At 45.3% G+C, this 20,139-nt stretch carries 16 protein-coding genes and 1 pseudogene; 5 read left to right on the top strand and 12 right to left on the bottom strand.

The window, feature by feature from the left end:
- Nucleotides 1-4: 4 nt before the first annotated feature.
- Both E5358_RS01400 and holA read right to left on the bottom strand, forming a co-directional pair.
- A complete protein-coding gene (locus E5358_RS01400) occupies nt 5-490 on the bottom strand; it encodes a helix-turn-helix domain-containing protein (protein ID WP_135938587.1) in 486 nt (161 codons plus the stop codon).
- Nucleotides 491-1,748: 1,258 nt separating this feature from the next.
- The gene (gene holA / locus E5358_RS01405) at nt 1,749-2,780 is read right to left on the bottom strand and encodes a DNA polymerase III subunit delta (protein WP_135938588.1); all 1,032 of its coding nucleotides are present in this window, start codon (nt 2,778-2,780) and stop codon (nt 1,749-1,751) included.
- Between the two features lie 158 nt (nt 2,781-2,938).
- Between holA and E5358_RS01410 the strand changes: the two genes are divergently transcribed.
- Nucleotides 2,939-3,400 carry a type I restriction enzyme HsdR N-terminal domain-containing protein gene (locus E5358_RS01410; protein WP_135938589.1) on the top strand — a complete coding sequence of 154 codons (462 nt, stop codon included), beginning with the start codon at nt 2,939-2,941 and terminating at the stop codon, nt 3,398-3,400.
- 333 nt (nt 3,401-3,733) lie between these two features.
- Here the strand turns inward: E5358_RS01410 and E5358_RS01415 are convergent, their stop codons facing one another.
- Both E5358_RS01415 and E5358_RS01420 read right to left on the bottom strand, forming a co-directional pair.
- Entirely contained in the window at nt 3,734-4,051 is a 318-nt protein-coding gene (locus E5358_RS01415) for a hypothetical protein (protein ID WP_135938590.1), read from the bottom strand.
- A gap of 234 nt (nt 4,052-4,285) precedes the next feature.
- Nucleotides 4,286-5,308, bottom strand: coding sequence for a porin (locus E5358_RS01420; protein ID WP_135938591.1), 1,023 nt, complete (start codon nt 5,306-5,308; stop codon nt 4,286-4,288).
- Nucleotides 5,309-5,495: 187 nt separating this feature from the next.
- On the opposite strand from E5358_RS01420, the gene E5358_RS15000 reads away from it, so the two are divergent.
- Nucleotides 5,496-7,529 carry a DUF3843 family protein gene (locus tag E5358_RS15000; RefSeq protein WP_168354558.1) on the top strand — a complete coding sequence of 678 codons (2,034 nt, stop codon included), beginning with the start codon at nt 5,496-5,498 and terminating at the stop codon, nt 7,527-7,529.
- Nucleotides 7,530-7,675: 146 nt separating this feature from the next.
- Here the strand turns inward: E5358_RS15000 and E5358_RS01430 are convergent, their stop codons facing one another.
- The 7 genes from E5358_RS01430 to E5358_RS01460 all read right to left on the bottom strand — a co-directional run bounded on the left by E5358_RS01430 (nt 7,676) and on the right by E5358_RS01460 (nt 15,389).
- Entirely contained in the window at nt 7,676-9,046 is a 1,371-nt protein-coding gene (locus E5358_RS01430; protein WP_135938592.1) for a PCMD domain-containing protein, read from the bottom strand.
- Between the two features lie 38 nt (nt 9,047-9,084).
- Nucleotides 9,085-9,837, bottom strand: a complete 753-nt coding sequence (locus E5358_RS01435; protein ID WP_277821119.1) for a porin family protein — start codon at nt 9,835-9,837, stop codon at nt 9,085-9,087.
- 7 nt (nt 9,838-9,844) lie between these two features.
- Nucleotides 9,845-11,026: a PCMD domain-containing protein gene (locus E5358_RS01440; RefSeq protein WP_135938593.1), complete on the bottom strand. Its 1,182-nt coding sequence runs from the start codon at nt 11,024-11,026 to the stop codon at nt 9,845-9,847.
- Nucleotides 11,027-11,342: 316 nt separating this feature from the next.
- Entirely contained in the window at nt 11,343-12,161 is an 819-nt protein-coding gene (locus E5358_RS01445; protein ID WP_135938594.1) for a zinc ribbon domain-containing protein, read from the bottom strand.
- 71 nt (nt 12,162-12,232) lie between these two features.
- Nucleotides 12,233-12,994, bottom strand: coding sequence for a Nif3-like dinuclear metal center hexameric protein (locus E5358_RS01450; protein WP_135938595.1), 762 nt, complete (start codon nt 12,992-12,994; stop codon nt 12,233-12,235).
- A gap of 858 nt (nt 12,995-13,852) precedes the next feature.
- Complete coding sequence (locus E5358_RS15480) at nt 13,853-14,377, bottom strand: septal ring lytic transglycosylase RlpA family protein (RefSeq protein ID WP_135938596.1); 525 nt, start codon at nt 14,375-14,377, stop codon at nt 13,853-13,855.
- The gene (locus tag E5358_RS01460; RefSeq protein WP_135938597.1) at nt 14,361-15,389 is read right to left on the bottom strand and encodes a glycoside hydrolase family 43 protein; all 1,029 of its coding nucleotides are present in this window, start codon (nt 15,387-15,389) and stop codon (nt 14,361-14,363) included. The genes E5358_RS15480 and E5358_RS01460 overlap by 17 nt, the downstream gene beginning before the upstream one ends.
- A 132-nt stretch (nt 15,390-15,521) precedes the next feature.
- Here E5358_RS01460 and E5358_RS01465 point away from each other — a divergent pair, with 132 nt between their 5' ends.
- From E5358_RS01465 to E5358_RS01475, 3 genes and pseudogenes are all read left to right on the top strand, one after another.
- Nucleotides 15,522-17,231, top strand: coding sequence for a DUF349 domain-containing protein (locus E5358_RS01465; protein ID WP_135938598.1), 1,710 nt, complete (start codon nt 15,522-15,524; stop codon nt 17,229-17,231).
- Nucleotides 17,232-17,430: 199 nt separating this feature from the next.
- Nucleotides 17,431-18,038, top strand: a pseudogene (locus tag E5358_RS01470) (DUF1848 family protein); the annotation flags it as partial.
- Nucleotides 18,020-18,262, top strand: coding sequence for a hypothetical protein (locus E5358_RS01475; RefSeq protein WP_168354559.1), 243 nt, complete (start codon nt 18,020-18,022; stop codon nt 18,260-18,262). The pseudogene E5358_RS01470 and the gene E5358_RS01475, both read left to right, overlap by 19 nt.
- A 779-nt stretch (nt 18,263-19,041) precedes the next feature.
- Here E5358_RS01475 and mnmA read toward each other — a convergent pair.
- Nucleotides 19,042-20,121, bottom strand: a complete 1,080-nt coding sequence (gene mnmA / locus E5358_RS01480; protein ID WP_135938600.1) for a tRNA 2-thiouridine(34) synthase MnmA — start codon at nt 20,119-20,121, stop codon at nt 19,042-19,044.
- Nucleotides 20,122-20,139 lie beyond the last annotated feature (18 nt).

Below are 20,139 nucleotides of genomic sequence, written 5' to 3' on the forward strand. Positions count from 1 at the left end.
GGCATCATTTCTTTGGTACGAACGACTCCCATGTCTGGTCATCGTAGAATACACGTATCTCCGTTATGCGGCGTGTAACTTTATCAATATTTTTCGCATCAACGGCAAATGATGTAGCTCCCTGGTGCTGCTGACGGGAAGTGTGCTGCGAAGCATTCGTCCCTGCCGAAGAGCGTGCCGGTTGCTGGCTGCCGCCAAAGTCAAAAGCCTTTGAGTCTGTTCCGGCCAAAGGGTCATCGCCAAAAAGACTTCCAGGTTCCTTGACCGCATCATTGCTTCCCGGCTGGAACATCTCGCCTTCGCCCCACATCAGCCAGTCAGTGTTCAGGTTAGGCATTTTGCTCCTTATTGCCTCCACTATGTTAAGGGTAGGGCGGGTACGCTCCTGAAGGATGCTGCTGAGTGAGGCAGGAGAGACTCCTATGAAATTTGCAAAACTCTGCTGGTTCATTTGCTGAGATTCCATCAGCTGTCGGATTCTGTCTTTCATATATGATATAAATGTGTTTACTTACAATTCGAAAGTCGGCCTGCAATGACCGGTATGCCGGCAAAGGACGACATACAGATTGTTAAATCCATAGTCGTCAGTCCTCCGATGCACCGAGACTATACGCCCATAGGTGACAAATGTGGAGAATCATGCCGCTTTTTAAGACTTTACAAAGTTATACATAAAAATTGACATGTACAACATTTTTAAATGTTATTATACTATTTGTATATTTTAGATTTGTATATTCAGATTTAAAACGTTACAGTTAGAAGTTTACAGTTTTGTAATTTATATTTGTAAATATGGATTTTGGCCAATAATATCGTATTTTAGAGTAAAAACAACGTATCTTATTATCTTTCTGAGTTTTTAGTGATTATAATACAGTGGTTTACGTATATTATGAATAACAAATGTCGTTTATTTTCATTTTTGCCTAATTTTACTATTTGATTTTGTGTATTTCACACACAAACCATTGGATTTTAGGTTGTTAATACATATTTATATTGATGTATATTCATACATTTGTGTTTCTGAATGTTTTGATTTATAAATTCACACGGTTTGGTTTAATTTTCTAAATTGTTCGGGTTTTATTTGGATTTACATATTGATTTGTATTTGTATATCAAGATTTGTGTATTGGATTTGTATCTTCCGTATTTCTGCATGCTAACAAACCTTAATGCTAAATTGCCAGTCCGCACATTCAATCCATTTCGTGCAAATTTTGCAATTTCAGAGTCCCTATGCGCTTTCATTGCACACACGCCATGAATTACACACCGAAAACAGCATGAAACGCCGATAAACAAAGGGCGGAAGGCACATTTCATTCCTCCACGGACACACCTGTTTTTCTATGGATTTATACCAAAAACAGCCATTAAAGCACCCTTCGGACATGGTCATATAGAGCTTTGGCACGGTAAAACAGCCATATTTAAGGCATAATACACTGTGAAAAATAGTTAATCAGCCTATAACCCCAAAAACAACAGAATAGAACAGAGGAGCACACAAGACGCCCATACCATATAACGAAAGGATTGCAAGCCTCCACAGGCTTACAATCCGCACAACGATATAATACTATAAAAAGATAGGGCAAATAAGAAAACTCACTCCTTATTATATATATACCAATAAGGCTCGATACACCCTGAAACGAATTTATCCACGCTTACCCATTATGATAAATAGAACACTTGGTAAAGTTGGAGAAAATTTGAAAATCTCCAACTGCCTATCAATGCAGAATAAAATAAATCATCTCCTGCATAAGCTCATGCTCCGATGCGCTACGGTTATCCAAGCCATTGCTCTTCGCTGCAATGGTACGGAGCTTCTGGATAATCTGCATTGTCTTCATCGCATTGTACCCCTTCATGGCTGCTATATAGTCACGGGCAGCCCACCCTCCCCTGAGCCCCAGCCAGGTAGCGAGTTCGTCTTGGTTCTGCCTGTTAGGGCAATAGAAAGCAAGCATAAGATTTTGGAAGAAACCGAACAGTTGCGGCACTATGGAATGGAGATTTCCTGCTTTGGGATTATTGTCAAAATATTTCACAATACGGTTAGCATTCACAACATCCTTCTTCACAATGGCATCACGCAACTCAAAGACATTGAAATCCTTGCTTATACCTATCTGTTCCTCCACAAACTGTGGAACGATACGTGTCTCACCTTTTGGCAAAGTAAGAAAAAGTTTGTCAAGCTCTGTCACTACCCTACTCAGGTCTGTCCCGATTGACTCCGCTATCATCATGCATGCTTTTTCCTCAATGGTGACACCTTTTGTTTTCAAGTAACCATTGATGAATCCCGGAAGCTGATAATCGCGCATTTTCTTGCTTTCAAAAAGAACACCGTTTCGTTCAGCTTCCCCTATCCAACCCTTGGAGGACTTAGGGGATTCCTTCTTATAACAGATAACAAGGATTGTTGAAGCAATAGGAGATTTTAAATATTTCTCCAACTGCTCGATGCCCTTCAAGAGCTGTGCTTCACGCACAATGATGACCTGATGCTCGGACATCATCGGGGCTGCATGGGCTGCATCCATAATCTGCGACGGAGTTGTGTCAAGTCCGTAAAGAGTGACCTGGTTGAAGTCACGCTCCTCAGGCTTGATAGCATTGTCGGATATGTAATCGGAAATCTTATCAATAAAGTAAGGTTCTTCACCCATAAGAAGATAGACCGGAGAGAATTTCCCGGCTTTCATATCTTTCATTATATTCTCGAATGTGGCACCCGAGGAACGTTTTTCTGCCATTTTGTTTTGAATTTAAGAATAAATACATTAACTTTGTCTCGCAAATTCACTTCCTATCCGGCAAGAAGGTGTGTCAATGCCCTTCTCCCTGAAGCAGACTTTGTCTTGCAAATTTACGGTTATTCCAGCAAACATCAAAATAAATTCAGATATTTTAAATGGATTCTTTGTGCCTTCCACAATACGAAATCAAAGTGAAAAAGGATAACGGGAAAACGATGATTCTCGATGTCCTGAGGAGAAAATATGTCATTATTACCCCTGAGGAGTGGGTCAGGCAGCATTTCGTGCATTTCCTCGTGGAGCATCTCGGCTACCCTTCCGCCCTGCTCCAAAACGAAGTGGAACTGAGATGCGGCGACAAAAAGCTACGCTGCGACAGCATCCTTTATGGCACGGACACACGCCCACGCATGATTATAGAGTACAAAGCACCGCACATTGCAATCACGCAGAAAGTCTTTGATCAGATTTCCGCCTACAATCTGCTGCTGCATGTTGACTATCTGATTGTCTCAAACGGAAAAAAGCACTACTGCTGCAAAATGGACTACACAAACAATTCTTACCATTTCCTGCGCGAGATTCCGCCTTACGAGCAGTTGAAAGCAGAACCTTGACAACCATAACCAACTGATAGCCAAACAGAACAGGAGGTGGACAACTTTATAAAAGCGTCCAACTCCTGTTCTGCAAATTACGTCCATCGCGGCAATATGTGCAAAGTCTATCTTGAATAAAGATGAATAAGCTTTGCGTCATTTCTAAAAACAAAATCTTTCATACGCCATACTCCTTTACCCATTTTGTATGCCTGCTGCATTGCCGGATGGTTGTCTATGTCGCCACGGTTACGAGCACCGTTGTGAACAAGGCGGTGATGATGGCATATACTGTCTTCTTCATATTGTATATTATTTGATTATTGTATCTTTGTATAAACTTCAGCATTGCTAATTAAAGATTTTTACCGAAAAACTCTGAAAGCTTGCCAACAGCCTTGTCCACATATTCAGGCACATAGTCGCCTTTATGTATGCCTCACGGCTCATATAGTCGGAATCTGATTTGCCACCCGACATAATCAGGTAGAGCGTGCCAGGAGTCAGTTTGCTCATAGCCTCACGCACTTGTTCCACGGACTGCGTGCCTGCCGCACCTTCGTACACGACCTCACCCGTTGCCACATACCTCCCACGCGCTTCCGATGCACGCTTCAACCGCTCCAGAACAGTTGTCATCTGCGAGTCCTGATAACCGAGACGACGCACACGCCCGGTGTTGAACAGGCTTAGTGTTGCAGCCGCCTTGATACGCCTGTCAGACTGGCCTCTCTAAAAAAGGGGCTTGTCTTGGGAACCGCATTAGCGGTTCTCTGCACAGAAATATCCTGACATTGCGTACACAATCAGAGATGTGTTTGCGCTTTCCATGATACCAATAATAGCGAAACTCAGACATGATACTTTTAGGGGGCTTCTTCACCAACAAATCTTAAACCATAATCAGAAGCGGCACATCAGTTCCACTACAATCTTGTCGCGCTCCGACATGCTCGGCGTGACAGACTGCTTGTAGAAGTATTTCTCATAGTTCACTCTCAGGTCGGCAAACAATTTCTTTGTGCCGAAATGGAGCGTCGTACCAAACGTGAGACGGTGACGTTCCTTGTCGTTGGCTGTGAGAGAGCCGTTCTCGTCCTTTATGCCGTCGGAATGGTCGGACATATAGTCGTAGCGGGCAAGCACGGAGATGCCATTGGCATATTTCCTTACAAGAAACCTCCGACATGCAAAAGCGTCTATGGCATTCACGCCTGAGAAAGCTCCTCCCGAATAGTTCTTGCGGAGATATTCTGCCTCAATATGCCAGTGGGGCGTGTGGTAGTATGCGCCGGCATTCCACATTATTATATTAATATCCTCGGGTCTTGTCTTCTGCACACTGCCGACAGCCGTAAAGCGTTCAAGGAACTTTACAGTTGTCTTCACAGAGAAATTATAGCTTTTCGTCCAATAATCCTTTTGGTTCGTCAGCCCAGAACCGTTGAATATGCCGCCCTCCACAGTCACCGGGACAGTCTCGCCAAAGCTATATGCCGCAGCCACACCGACATCGCGGACATTGCCCACCTGCTTGGCTATGAACGAGCGGTTGGCAAAATACTGCTGGTGGGGCGAACGATGGGCATCGATAGTGAACGGGACACGCATCTGCCCCAATGTTATGCTTGCCGGAGCATTCGTTGGTGAGAACCGCGCATAAGCGTCAAGCATCTTTATTTTGCCCTCATCAGAGAGGTCTATCTCCGCTTTGTAGGTTATCTGCGGAATGATTTTACCGTTTACGCTCAATCGTGCGTTCCTGACTTCCGAGCGTCCACGGTTGATTTGCGGTGCATATTCGTATTTCGCGCGTATTGTGCCATGAAGCTCAGGCAGATAGGAAGACTTGTCTTGCGCATTGCAGACAGCTATAGCTCCTTTGGCGAGGAGCAGAAACAGAAGGAGCAGCTTTGATTTCTTCATGATAGTCCATTCAGTTTGTTTTGCCTGCAAAATTATGCACAACATATTTCAATACGATTACAATTGTGTTGAAATGCTATTTCTCTCCGGCAATATATATTCAAAAAAGATTTCATTTGGATATTACATTGATTTTTTGTAACTTTGAAAAATATTCAACCAAGTCACTAATCACACAAACAAGAAGATGGCTTATCAGCTGAAAATCAAACTGCTTAACGTAAGCAAGCCACCGGTATGGCGAAGAATACTCATTCCTGCCGACTACACATTCGACCAGTTGCACTTGGCGATACAAGAAGTTATGGGCTGGGAGAATGCGCATTTGTACCAATTTAAGGACAAAATATATGACGGGACATTCAAAATCGGCACTCTGCAGGAAGATGATTTCCTTGGAGTAAATGAAAACATAATCGATTCCGGTAAGACAAAGATAAAGGACTACATCCATGAAAAGCGCAAAAAACTGAAATACACTTACGATTTCGGTGACGATTGGCACCATGATGTTGAACTGGAAGAGACAAGAAACGAGAACCTGCTGTTCCCACTGTGTCTCGCCGGCAAAGGAGCATGCCCTCCCGAGGACTGTGGCGGACCGTGGGGCTATGAAATGCTGAAGGAACAATTGGCAGAAGGTGAAGGCGATGAAGAATACGACTGGCTCATCGAGGATATGGACTTCGACCCGAAAAAGTTTGACACAGAAGAAGCTAATGCAAGACTTGTCATGGCATTCCGCAAAACTGCAACTAAACCGACTGCGAAAGGCAAGGCGCAAAATGGTAAGAGAAAGAAGGTTATCTTTCCGAAGGATTTCATAAATTTCCGTCCTGACGGCAAGCCTTATGCCACAGACTCCGAATATGCGGACATTGCGAACAGAGTCTACTATATTTTATTTGGAACAAATGATGGTAGAAGAATAGTCACCGCCGAAGAGTGTTTTGAGATGGCAATGATTCTCACATTGTATTATGAGGACTGTATCTCCGGGCTTGGATTATGGCAGGCTTTTGTCAACAAGCACCGCGAACTGTATGGCAAATGGCTTCCATTCTATGACATTGACGAAGCGGAATATTATCCGGACGAAGTAAATCTTCCTGACGTGAAATTCCTTTTGTGGCTCTATTTGACATCCAATAACGAACTTACATTGACAAATCCGTTCCTGCCATGGATAGAAGAACAAGCTACGGAAATCCACGCTTTGTTTGAAAGCGAGTTTGAAAAGACAGCGATGAACGAACCACTTGTGGAGCAGTTCTACGAAATGGCAGGCAGCAATGATTTCTTTGTCGTAAAGGAATTGCTGACGTGGCTATGCGAGAAAGCATATCTGCTCTACTATTCCGGCGGTATTGAAGCATATATCAATCTATTTGAAGAAAAACTCAATGACAGATTTGAGCAAGCATTCCCATACTCATTCCTGCATTACGCAACAATGTCCATGGTAGCCGTAAGCACGCCGATTGGACCGTTGGCACTGAAACCAAAGGAGTGGCTTTGCGAAATGTGCAAAGCTACGGGAAATGACAAGAATCTCGAAACGCTCAGCAACATGGACTACCGTGACTTTACACTCTACCGGATTGTCGGCATCACGCCTGAAACCCTCAAAGTCCTTTCACCGAAAGACGAAACAATGGAAATAGCGATTGACAGTATCAACCCGACAGAGCAAAAAAGTGTGAAGAACTGCACTTACCTAACCACGTCTTTGGTGCATTTTAACGGTCTTTGGAATGTCAACGGATTATGCTCAATGGTGAAGAAAAGCGATGACAGCAATGCAAAAGAGCACTATGACGAGATTTGCCAAGGAGTTGCAGACAACAAGAAAACAACTGCCAAAAACAAGGAAATGTGCGAGGACATGATGAGCAAAAATCATGGCAAGCGCATCATTTTCAATGATAATCGCGTAGTGATTATTGCAGAGGACAATTCTATCCTTGAAATGAAAACATACCATAACACATTGAAATCTCCGGACAATCCTTATTACGACAAGGAGGCTGCCCAGAATGATGGTGTGAAACTGATTCTTAACCGGGAATCGATGCCGGCTGCGCATCTGCGAATGCTTATTGACACAGGATGCTTTGCTGACGCAATGATACCTTACCCCGGAGATGAGACTCGCGGGAAACGTCTCTTGCAAGAGAATATGCGGTTCCTTGCAAGATGCCTCAGAAGAGAGGAACTCTAAAACACATCGCGACAAAGTGAATACAGAACATTGGGCGCAATTTTCCACTGCTAAGCAAAAACCATGAAACAGCAAAAGGGCAGGAATCCCAAAAGCGGATTCCTGCCCTTTACATGTTATTCTGTTAAAAGAATTACTGCTTATTCTTACTTGATGACCTTCACGGTCTTGCCGTCAGCCTTACGCACGATATAGACATTGCCCGGCTGCATAGTAGCTGCCTTCTTGCCATCAAGAGTGTATACTGATGTTGGCTGCTCTACCACGCCCGGAACGATGCAGTCAATGCCGGTTGAAATCTTCTCGCCGAATGTTACAAAGATATCGAATACCCATGAAATTGTAATCTTCGCAAACAGCTTTTCACCCTTCATCTCTGCATAGAGAGTTACAGGGAGTGGACTAAGACCTGGACCAATCCACCCTATGCTTTCATCATCACCAGGAGCGATTGTGATAGTCTGTTTTGTGGAAAGCACAACGACACCGTCTTCCTCAGTTCCCTCAACATTCTCAAGATTAATTGTTCCTACGCTCATAGCTTCAGGACCTTCTCCAAGCATGAAATTTGGAAGAGTCAAAGTATATTTGCCATCACCATTGTCAGTAACGAAAATAGAGGCAGACAGAGGATCCATTGGTTCACCATCGCCAAGCTGGACAACCAACTTATCTGTGAATTCCTTTGCAGAAGACTCCTCACCCTCACATACAAGCTCAACCTTGTCAACATACAGTGTGCTACCTACCGCACCAATGAATGATGCACCTTCTACGCTTGAGGTGAACACAACAGTGAGGCTGTAACCACCGGCTTTCAGGATTTCCTCGTCAATGACATTTTTCTTATAATCGAACGCAACCTCAAACTTTGTCCATTCTGCAACGTCTGTGATTTCACCTGCATCGGCAATAGCGACAATGTTCTCATTTGTAAGCACATCAGTACCATTGAGGACAACATCATTGCCCTGCGCATCCTTGTTCTTGTAGAGTACAGAATAAATCTGTCCTTTATCGACTTTGCCTGCAATCTCCTTGCCATTTTTATCTGTAACCTTCTCACCAGCCTTGTACTTGTAATAGCCGAAGAATTTAAGCGGTTTTTTGTCAAATACCTTTCCAAAATTTGTCGCTTTCATTGCACTTGACATTGCAGCAGAAGAATCAAAAGAGCCTATAAATAAGTTTCCCGCTGCAATCGGCATCTTCACAAGACCGCCAAGGAAACCTGTGGACTTTGTTTCAAGTTTCACACACGCACCATCATATCCTTCTGCAATGGCAACAGAAGGGTAATCTGCAGCTGGAGCATTCCCTGCTGTCATTGCGAATCCAGCATTTCCTGTAGCCCAAAGATTGTTCTCGGTATCGTCAGCGTTCTTCTCAAACCACTCATAATACTTGCCTTTTGAGTCAAGCTTATAGTTCTCGAAATCATACTTTACCGTAACGGTATTGTCTGCCATTGCCGTCAATCCCATTGCAGCAAAGAGAAGAGTAAATAGTTTCTTCATAATTTTCTTTTTAAGTGAATTAATATTTTAATAGGGTCTTATTTCAATTTGTACATCACACCGAAGGTGCCGAATATCGGGTACAAGGTCTGCTCAATCGTTTTGAAAGAACTTTTATGGATGCCGTTGAGTCCCCACTGCAGGTCGGCGTATGCCCCCCAGCGGCGGCTGAACTGCCAGTCAGCACCGACATCGATGCCCACCTGTATGCGGCGCATGTGCTCACTGAAGTCATACGTTCCGCGTGACTCTTCCGTGTTGCCCATCTCTATTTTCTCACCGACAGGCACCATACGGCGCAGATAGCCGTCATAGACATATCCCTTGAACACACGCGTGGAGACATAAGATACATATGGACCCGCCTTCAGCATGACATTCTTATGCACCCTGTAAGTCGCCAGGACAGGAAGGGTAAGCATCCATTCCTCACACTCCGTGACAAGATTACCAGTATAGTAGCCTTCAATTTCGTCGCCACCCTTGGTCATCACCATGTGATAGTTCTTTACGGTAGCGTCCACTTTCATGCCCTTGTTCTCACTATGCAAGCCTATCATCACGCCCCAATTACCTTTCAGAGGTTTGCTGACATCAAGTCCGAGGGTGAAATTTGGCTGCAACTTATAACTGTTCATGCTGCGGATTGTAGCTGGTATTCCAACAGGAGCAGTACCACCAATGTTATATCCGAGACGTGCGTAATAATCCCATCCTGTCAGAAGGTTTTCTGCATGTGCAGTGGCGGTTGCTGCCGCCATCATTAACACTGTAATTGCTTTACGTATCATCTGGATATTATTGTTTTGATGTTTCACAAATAACGCTCACCTTATCTATATATAGCGTACTGCCTATCGCTCCATGGAAGTACGCCCCATCCTTGCTGGAAGAGAAGACCACTGCAAGATTATAGCCAAAAGAGTTAAGCAGGTCATAGTCGACATCCGCCCCATAGTAATCGAAATCAACCTCAAAGCGTGTCCACTCTTCTACCGGGCGGACTTCTGGAAGGATTGCCTTCGCAACAATATTCTCAGATTCCTCCTTTTTCTGCGCGTAATCACCATGAAGCATTACAGGATTACCGTCCTTGTCATGGTTCTTGTACAGGATTGCATATATAGCACCCTCATCCTTACGGCCCTCATCAACACGACCATCTTCGTACATAAACGTAGGTCCTGGCTTATACTTATAGTAACCGGTGAACTTAAGAGGCTTTTTGTCAAATGGCAAGCCGAAATGTGTGCTTCCCAAGGCGTCTTTCAAGGCGTTTTCTGTAATGAATTTTCCGAGGAACAGGTTACCTGCTGCCATCAGCTTCTTCATCGCCTGTGCTATCGCTCCGGTGGCTTTTGTCTCAAGTTTCACAGCCTTACCGTCGAATCCGTCCTCAACAGGGACTGTCGGATATTCATCAAGCTTTGCTGAGGGGTTGCTGATGGAGAAGCCGCCGTTGGCGGAAGCCCAGTTGTTAGCATCTGTTCCGTCCTCTTTCAAATCGTTCCACTTGTAGTACTGCTTCTTTGTGAATTCATCCGTGAAGACTTCAACACGCTCAAAATCAAACTCAATGATGTCTCGGACGGTCCTGCGCTCCTCTATGACAGAGACATGATAAATGCGCTGCCAGTTGCCGTCCTGTGAGGTAGTCGTATAGGCTACCGGACCATTTGCGAAATTCTGCACGCTTCCGTTTTCAGGAAAGAGTGTTGCTCCTTCTGTGACGACAAACTGTGGGGCGAGACTGCTTCTGTCCGTCCCAGGCTTAACCTTGAACGTGATAGTGCTCTCGCCTGTATAAACCTTTTCTATGATGGTGTCGCTGAGATTCCAAGTGCACAGTTCCGGCTCGTCATAATGCACCCAAGCCTTCTCGATGTCACACTCAGAGTTCAGCGGTTCATCCTTAAAACAAGCGGTGAGTCCGGAACATACCGTCACCGCTACGCATACCTTTACTAATATCTTAAACATAATTATGGAACATATCTGTTTATTCCTGCGTGCGAAATTACAGAAAAATAGTGGTATTCACACATTTTAACCGTGAATAATATGCAATCGAAAGCGATTTTAATGACATGTATCAAGATTTTATCCGTTTGTTCAACGTTATTGCCTCTATTTCCATTTCTTTGCACAATAAGAAGAAAAGCCATACCACACTCTGCATTTCTTGAGTAATGATATGGCTTTTCATATACCAATAAAGGCAGTTTTGTCATAAGGAACGGCTGCCATTGTTTCCCATCAGGGATGCTGCCTGTTCCTCCGGAGTGACAGGAACGGACTAATCCTCTGCTGATGTCTTTGTACGAGTGGCGCGCTTGCGCTTTGGCTTGTCTTCGACAGTGACAACAGGTTTCACACCTGCCAGCTCAGAATCAACAAGGATTCTGCCGCAATATTCGCAGACGATGATTTTCTTGTGCATCTTGATGTCCAGCTGTCGCTGTGGCGGGATTTTGTTGAAGCAGCCTCCGCAGGCGTCACGCTGCACATAGACTACTCCGAGTCCGTTGCGTGCATTCTTGCGGATGCGCTTGAAGCTCTGCAGGAGACGCGGCTCTATGCGCATTTCGAGATCTTCGGCTCTTTCGCGGAGCTGTTCCTCTTCGGCGCGTGTCTCCTCCATGATTTCATCAAGTTCGGCACGCTTGGAGTCAAGGTCTGCCTTACGGCTCTCCATCTGTGCCTGTGCGCGCTCACCATCCTGAGTGCGTTCTTCTATCTTAACCTGTGCATCCCTGATCTTCTTCTCACAGAGCTGGATTTCCAGATTCTGGAACTCTATCTCTTTTGTCAGGACATCATACTCACGATTGTTGCGCACGTCGTTTATCTGTGCTTTGTAACGCTCAAGGCTTTCTTTCGCACGCACGATGTCGTCACGCTTAGTGACAATAGCCTGACGGAATGACTCCACTTCGTCAGAAAGGTTGTTGATGCGTGTTTCCAGACCAGCAATCTCATCCTCAAGGTCCTCCACCTCAAGAGGAAGTTCGCCGCGGAGGGCACGCTTTTCATCAATGCCTGAGAGAGTTGTCTGCAACTGGTAAAGAGTCTTGAGCTTCTCTTCAACAGTCATTTCCTTTACTTTCTTTGCCATATTATATGATAATTGTATTATTTTGAAAGTTTTTCCAGACATCGAACAGTCTGGAAATCATTAACCGTTTCCTACCAATAGCGCACGGGGTTTGTGCTGCCGTACATTTCCGTCTTTATCTCCGGGAACTTGTCTGTCATGATTTTGCGCAGGACTTCTGTGGTGTATTGCTCGGACTCATAATGACCGATTACCATAATCTGTATCTGCTGTTCTGCCCCGAAGAACTCGTGGTAGTGCATCTCGCCAGTGATGAAGGCATCAGCCCCTTGCTCCAAGGCTTTCCCCAAAAGGAAAGAGCCTGCGCCTCCGCAGACAGCGACCTTTCTTACCGGACGCTCCAGAAGAGCGTTCGTCATGCAGCACTCCACTCCGAACAGTTCCTTCACGCGCTGTATGAAGCGTACCGGCTCAACAGGTTCTGCAAGCATTCCTACTGCACCGCTGCCGCCCTCGGCAAGAGGGGTGACCTCATGCAACCCCAAAAGCTCGGCGATTTTGTAGTTCACACCACCTTCGGCATTGTCGAGGTTTGTATGCATAGAAACCACGCAGACATCATTCTTTATGGCTTTCATCACAGCACGCTGCACATAGTCACCGCCACTGATGCGCTTCAGTCCGCGAAACAGCAAAGGATGGTGGGACACAACCAGATTACAGCCACGGCGGACAGCCTCATCGACCACATCCTCCGTGACGTCCAGACACAATAATGCCCCTGAGACATCCGCTTCTGTCAATCCTACTTGCAAGCCGGCATTATCGTAGCTTTCCTGCAAGGGCAGAGGCGCGAACTGTTCAAGGGCGTCAACGACTTCCTGTATTTTCACGCTAATTATTCCTTGTTTGGATAAATAATAAGTGCAAAATTAATCATTTCGACTGAAAAATACGAACTTGCACCTACAGAATTAGCATTTTTTAAGGAGATTGGCATCAATGGGGCAACAAGCCCCTGCCGATGATGGCATGCCAACAATCTTTTCACCTTTATCCTGTACCATTATTCACTATGGCGCCATCTCTCCCAATTCCCCGAACCCAGGTTTGATCCTTGTGTTTGTCTATTGAAGTAAGAGCGTTTCCTGACGTGACGGAATGATGTCCGTACAGTCTGTATTTTCCGAGTGCAAAATTAATCATTTTTGGAACAAACATCACATTTTTCCTTTCAAAAATCACACTTCGACACTTTATTTTTGACAGATGTCAATACCATGCGTACGAAATGGGGTACAAATGACAATAATTACCCTGTCATTCCCCTATCACCCGCACATGGTTACGGCATGTCCCGGCATGCAGCAACCATGTCATCACTCGATGCTGGCATATCCTCCTAACACATTAATACTGTTACACATGCAAACCAAAATCCACCCTAACCGCATCGCAGATTACCAACACCGGACACAGGCTGTATGGGAGCGTTTTACGGAAGGTAACACTTTACCGTGGGAAAGGTAACGGTTGACCATGCGAAAGGTGACACTTTATATAATAAAAGGTAACACTTTGTTCCGGCAAAGAAAACGTCCCGAAAAACATTTGCCGTCACCTCACAAGAAAAGCCTTGCACACAGGCAAAAAAGAATTCGGCGGTCAGGCATCTTGGGATGCCTGACCACCGAATCCGTGTTCCATGTAATTGTCTGCCGGAAAAGTCCGCTGCCATGCCGGCAGCATGCCTATTGCTTTTGCCATGCCGGCACTTTCCCGTCATAAAACTCGCCGCTCTCGATGTCAAACTCTATGCTGTCCGTCTGCTCTTTCAGCTTGTACGGAGTATGCACTTCATCCTTGACAACAGAAACCATGACCATTGCCACGCCCTGGTTTATCATGTCGATTTCTTTCGCAGCACGCCAAGAGAGGTCTATTACACAACCACGGCGGAAAGGACCGCGGTCAATGACCTTGACGATTACCGACTTGCTGTTGCGCAGGTTCGTCACTTTCAGGCGCGTTCCAAAGGGATGAGTCTTGTGAGCGCACACCAGACTGTCGTGATGCAGACGCGCACCGCTTGCCGTCCTTGCTCCTGTGGCGCGTTTAGAGTAGTATGTCGCCTTGCCCTTTTGCTGCTTCCCTGTGCCCGCAACATTCTTACCCACAGCCTTTTTCTGCTGTGTGGCATTGCTCTCCTTGACTCCATTGGCGGAAAATACAGAAAGCGACAGTGCGAGAAGGAATATGTTAGCGAGATGCAGCATACTTCAAGAGATTGTCAAGAATGGCACGGCTTACCTTTACTATCGTGCCGTGCTTATGGTCGGCAGGCACCTTTATGCGCTCCGGAATTGGCGTGAAAGTCTTGAAATCAACGGTTGATACAGCCTCAAACTTTTGCGCAGGACGGTACTGGTCGTAGTATATGACCCACTCAGCCTTTTGCTTCTTGCCCTTTCCACTGCCAATCTTTACCGCACACGGTCCCTCGCTGTAGGACGGCGAGAACACTTCTGTCGGCGAATGGAAAGGTCCGTGTGGAGAATCACTGAAGACGCAGAAGAGGTTTGAATAGCCCGGCTTGCGGTTGTCCTTCACAACGAGCACATAGTCCTTGGAGGCGCGCTTCAACAGGAATCCGTCGATGCTGTTGAATCCCGGGTCATAGTAAGGTTTGGCAGGCGAGAAGCTCTTCCAGTCCTTTGTCGTGCAGTACCACATGCGGTGGCATCCGTTTGTACCCTTCATATCCTCCGCCGTGCGGTTCTTTGGGTCTATCTGTGACGACCAAATAATGAAATATTCCTTCAGTTCATCGTCATAGAACACTTCAGGTGCCCACACATTGTTGGTGGGATGGTTTTTCATCACAGGAATCTCTACCTGTCTTGACCAGTGGATAAGGTCTTTGGAGTGTGCATAGCCAAACCCTCGGCTGCCACGCCATTGTGTTGTCCACACGAGGTGGAATGTCCCGTCAGGGCCTTGGGTGATGGAAGGGTCGCGGAGCACACGCTCATCGGGAGCGAAAGTAGGTATTACACTTTCACCGGTGAAGGCATCTACGAAAGCCTCCGTATTGCCTATTTCCGGACGCATGAACACCCCCGGGATGCTGTCCCATTGCAGACCGTCATAGCTGTAGAGATAACGCATGCCGTCCGTGGATGGTTCATGGAATGATGTGAAGATGTAGGCGTCGTTCCTGTCGTTGCCGAATGACGGGCTTGCAGCCGATGCGAAAAGAAATAAAAGCGGAATTATTAACTTCTTCATTATGTTATCAGTTAGATTAGGCTACAAAGATACGAAAAATTATCGAATTATTTGCAAGTATAGAATATTTTTTGTAATTTCGCACAAAATTATATAGTGAATTAAACATCGATTCAAACTAAAACAAAAGTTATGATGGACTCTGAAGAGAAGCGTTATGAGACAATGGCGCAGGTTATCGAACGTGTAAAGGAACTTGCTCAAAGTGAAGAAACTCCCGAGAAGGAAGAGGTTGAACTCCTTAAGAGCTTGTTCTACAAGCTGCATTTCCAAGAGCGTGAGCAAAAGTTGAAGACATACCTTGACGAGGGTGGCGACCCTGAGAAATATGTCATACAGGCTGACGACTCAGAGGAGGCTTTCAAGTCGGCAATGGCTGTCATCCGCGAAAAACGCCAGAAAGTCTTTGCCGAGCAGGAGGCTGAGAAACAGGCAAATCTTGTGAAAAAGCAGTCCATCATAGAAAAGATAAAGACGATGGTGACATCTCCGGAGGAGGCGAACAAGTCTTATCAGGATTTCAAGGACTTGCAGGCTCAGTGGAAGGAGATAGGTCAGGTGCCGGCGGAGAATGCTACCGAGATGTGGCGTTCTTATCAATTGTATGTCGAACAGTTCTACGACCTGCTGAAACTCAACTCCGAAGCGCGCGAGTATGATTTCAAGAAGAACCTTGAGGCTAAGACACGCCTCTGCGAGCTGGCAGAGAAACTTGCCGACGAGGAGGATATAATCAGTGCTTTCCACCAGTTGCAGGACCTGCATCAGGAGTACCGTGAGGTTGGACCTGTGGCAAAAGACCTGAGGGAACAGGTGTGGACCCGCTTCAAGGCGGCAAGCACTGTCATCAACAAGCGTCATCAGCAGCATTTCGAGGACATACGTGCAAAAGAGGAAGAGAATCTCACAAAGAAGACTGCTCTCTGCGAACAGGCAGAAGAACTGTCAAAGCGCGAATGCCAGAACTCTGCCGAATGGGAGGAAGTGACAAAGCTTGTCCTCGCGCTTCAGGCGGAATGGAAGACAATAGGCTTCGCCCCGCAGAAGATGAACGTGAAGATTTTCGAGCGTTTCCGTGTCGCTTGCGACCGGTTCTTCCAGCGCAAGACACAGTATTTCAAGGAGATGAAAGAACGTTTTGCTGCGAATGCAGAGAAGAAGCAGGCTCTTGTCGACAAAGCCAAGGAACTCATGGATAGCACAGACTGGAAGCAGACAGCAGAAAAGATGATGCAGTTGCAGAAGGAATGGAAAGAGATTGGCATGGTGCCAAAGAAAGTAGGAGACCAACTTTGGCAGGAGTTCCTCGGTGCTTGCAACCATTTCTTTGAGGCGCGTAATGCTGCCAATTCAGGAACACGCAATGCTGAGAAAGAGAATCTTCAGAAGAAGAAAGACATTGTTGTGGAACTTGAGCGTCTTGCCGAAGAGGCTGGTGACGACCTGCAGCAGCGTATGCGCGAGCTTATTGATAAGTTCAATGAGGTTGGTCATGTGCCATTCAAGGAGAAAGACAAGATTTATGACGACTACCATGCTGCCCTTGACAAGATTCACAAGGTGCTTAACGCCAACAGCCAGCGTCGCCGCATGGACAATTTCAAGCAGAACATCAAGGCTGCCGCTAAGCGTGGCGAGCAGGCTGTCGACAATGAGCGTACTCGCCTGCAGCGCCGTCTGGAGCAGATGAAGGGCGACCTTAAGACTTATGAGAACAATCTCGGTTTCCTTTCAATCTCTTCAAAGAAGGGCAACTCATTGCTTGACGAGATGAACCGCCGCGTGGAGAAGCTCAAAGAAGAGATAGAACTTGTGAAAAAGCAGATAAAGGAGATTGACTAAAAGACTCCCTGCAAAAAAGTTTTCAACTCCTCCTTGACTGAATCCCTTTGGGTATGTTGAAGGTTAAAATGGAAAAAATACAGCTTTTTCGATGCATAAAGTTGTATTTTTTCCATTTTAACAAAAACTATTTGCGTGTATTTCATTTTTTTGCATTTATGTATTGGGAACAAATTTAGCTGTTTTTACAGCGCGACTTCTGGCTTGGAAGAAGATAAAAATTCAGCGTGAGAATGGAGAATGGGTTGAAGCTCAGGCTCCAGAGATTGTTTCTGCAAGTAGAAGCACTGACATTCCGGCCTTTTATGCCGACTGGTTTTTCCACAGATTGGAGATTGGATATTCTGCGTGGCGCAACCCTTTCAATGGAGTGTACAGCTATGTTTCTTATAAAGATACACGATTTATCGTGTTTTGGTCCAAAAACCCGAAACCTCTATTACAGCATTTGGTAACATTGGAATCCCATTCTCCCAAAATAGAGTTTTATATTCAACGCTGAATGATTATGAGACAGAAAGATTAGAAAAAGGCGTACCGCCATTGGATGAGCGTATTAAGACATTCAAGGCACTTGTTGATAAATTAGGAAAGGGAAGAGTTATTTGGAGGTTTGACCCATTAATCCTTACTGACAGAATATCGCAGGAAGACTTGCTTCACAAAATAGAATATATTGGTGACAGACTGCTCGGCTACACAGAACAGCTTGTGTTCAGTTTTGCCGACATTGTTTCTTACAGGAAGGTAAAAACAAACTTGGAACGAAACGGCATAAACTACCATGAGTGGACAGAGACAGAATTGTCTTGACAAATGAAGAGGAAAGAGAGTTGATACCGGCTGGCGCAACATGGTACTTATTTGGATCCTCGTTGCCTATTACTCGCGTAAAGAATATTTATTTCACGGAGGAGCAGCAGAAAAACAAGACCCTGACTAACATTAGAATGGGAACAGCATTCGTGCCTGATTCAATTGTTGGTGCAGTTTGTACTTTCGAAGATGTTTCTGTTAAAGAAACAAACTAAGGCACCAAAAGATTGTTATGTCAAAAACCAAGCGAAAGAGATTGAACTATATGACCGTATCCTTGGAGCTTTAATTATAATGAGATTAGCAAGGGAAAAGTATATGAATTTCTCAGAGACATACATTGAAACCTTTAAGAACAGTATGCAAGAAAATTGATGATGTTAGTTCAAATGACATCGGCATTATAAGAAACAACATTGTAGTGAATCTTTTCTCAAACCTACTTGACATAGACGATTATTCTACACCGCATCTTCTTTCGCTGATGAATAGAATAAAGAAAGCAGAAAACTATTATGTCTGTGTATCCCCACATATCAATGACATAAAAACGAATAAAAGTGACAATTTCAGACGCTATTTCCAAACCATGAGGGGATATGTAGAATTCCATAGCATTAACAACACAAAACAAGGTGAATTTTGGATGTGCAACAATGTATTTAAATCAGGGATTATTGATCACGGACTGCAATATGGCTGCTCTCCATACCACAATGAAAATGGATGCGCAAAAAAATGGACAAGAGTATTGAGAGTCTTTAAAGTGGCAAATTGTAACTGAACGATTCTGTTTCAAGGATTTGCCTGAAAATATGGTGCAAAATAAAAAGTACAACTTTATGCATCGTAAAGTTGTACTTTATGAAAGGCAAGTGACTACTATTGTTTTTCTCGGTTTCCTTATTGCTTTTATATCGTTTCCTTATTGGTTTTGGGAAACCTACTGATTGATTGTTTCGCAACTTTCATGTCCGGTAGGGAAATATGCCTGTCATAATGTGATCTCACCGGAACCGAAGCAGCGGTGGTGGTCACTGTCGTAGATGACGCAGAACTGTCCGGGGGCGACGCCGTGGATAGGTTTTTCGGAGGAAATGCGGTAACGTCCGTTGCCGAGGGCTTCCATGACGGCTTTGTTAATGTCCGCTGTGTGGCGTATCTTGAAAGTGATTTTACGCTCCGGCATGATATTGTCCGTGAGCAGGTGCAAGTCGTGTATGATGAATTCCGATGCGTATGCGTCGGCAGGGTCATAACCATGCGAAAGATAGATGATGTTCTCTGCAATGTCTTTTTTTATGACAAACCAAGGACCTCCGCCAAAACCGAGCCCCTTGCGCTGCCCGATTGTGTGGAACCAGTGTCCTTTGTGCTTGCCTATGAGTTTGCCGGTTTCTAGTTCTATTGCGTTGCCCTCCTGCTCTCCAAGATACTTGCGGAGATAGTCATTGTAGTTTATTTTGCCGAGAAAGCATATCCCCTGCGAGTCCTTGCGCCTGGCATTGATGAGGTGGTTCTCTTCCGCTATGCGCCGCACCTCCTCCTTATGAAGCCCGCCGATAGGGAAAATCGCCTTTTTCAGTTGCCAATCGTAGATTTGCGCAAGGAAGTCCGTCTGGTCCTTCACAGGGTCAGGCGATGTGCAAAGCCATTTCCTGCCGTCGATAATCTCCGTGCGGGCATAGTGACCGGTAGCAATCAGGTCGTAGGAGTGACCTCTTTTTTCATGGAAAGCACCAAACTTTATGAGTCTGTTGCACATGACGTCAGGGTTTGGAGTGAACCCATTGCGCACCTTGTCCATGGTGTATGCCGTCACCTTGTCCCAATATTCGCGGTGGCAGTCAACCACTTCAAGGCGGCATTTGTATTTGTGGCACAATGCAGTTGCCATTTCAAGGTCCTCCTCCGATGTGCAGTCGTAGCCCTCCTCCTCGTCAGGACCTATCTTTATGTAGAAGCAGTCCGGATGCAATCCCTGCTCACACAGGAGATGAAGCACCACAGCGGAGTCCACGCCGCCTGACAGCAGGACTGCAATTTTCTTATCCTTTATCTCGTCAATGTTCATGAAAAAAACAAGCGTAAA

The organism is Palleniella muris (assembly GCF_004792655.1).
GTDB classification, from domain to species: Bacteria; Bacteroidota; Bacteroidia; order Bacteroidales; family Bacteroidaceae; genus Prevotella; species Prevotella muris_A.

Coding starts and splice junctions, on each gene's coding strand:
- E5358_RS01465 (WP_135938598.1), top strand. CDS start 15,522: ATGATGGACTCTGAAGAGAAGCGTTATGAGACAATGGCGCAGGTTATC.
- E5358_RS01410 (WP_135938589.1), top strand. CDS start 2,939: ATGGATTCTTTGTGCCTTCCACAATACGAAATCAAAGTGAAAAAGGAT.
- E5358_RS01445 (WP_135938594.1), bottom strand. CDS start 12,161: ATGGCAAAGAAAGTAAAGGAAATGACTGTTGAAGAGAAGCTCAAGACT.
- E5358_RS01440 (WP_135938593.1), bottom strand. CDS start 11,026: ATGTTTAAGATATTAGTAAAGGTATGCGTAGCGGTGACGGTATGTTCC.
- mnmA (WP_135938600.1), bottom strand. CDS start 20,121: ATGAACATTGACGAGATAAAGGATAAGAAAATTGCAGTCCTGCTGTCA.
- E5358_RS15480 (WP_135938596.1), bottom strand. CDS start 14,377: ATGCTGCATCTCGCTAACATATTCCTTCTCGCACTGTCGCTTTCTGTA.
- E5358_RS15000 (WP_168354558.1), top strand. CDS start 5,496: ATGGCTTATCAGCTGAAAATCAAACTGCTTAACGTAAGCAAGCCACCG.
- E5358_RS01400 (WP_135938587.1), bottom strand. CDS start 490: ATGAAAGACAGAATCCGACAGCTGATGGAATCTCAGCAAATGAACCAG.
- E5358_RS01435 (WP_277821119.1), bottom strand. CDS start 9,837: ATGATACGTAAAGCAATTACAGTGTTAATGATGGCGGCAGCAACCGCC.
- E5358_RS01420 (WP_135938591.1), bottom strand. CDS start 5,308: ATGAAGAAATCAAAGCTGCTCCTTCTGTTTCTGCTCCTCGCCAAAGGA.
- holA (WP_135938588.1), bottom strand. CDS start 2,780: ATGGCAGAAAAACGTTCCTCGGGTGCCACATTCGAGAATATAATGAAA.
- E5358_RS01460 (WP_135938597.1), bottom strand. CDS start 15,389: ATGAAGAAGTTAATAATTCCGCTTTTATTTCTTTTCGCATCGGCTGCA.
- E5358_RS01430 (WP_135938592.1), bottom strand. CDS start 9,046: ATGAAGAAACTATTTACTCTTCTCTTTGCTGCAATGGGATTGACGGCA.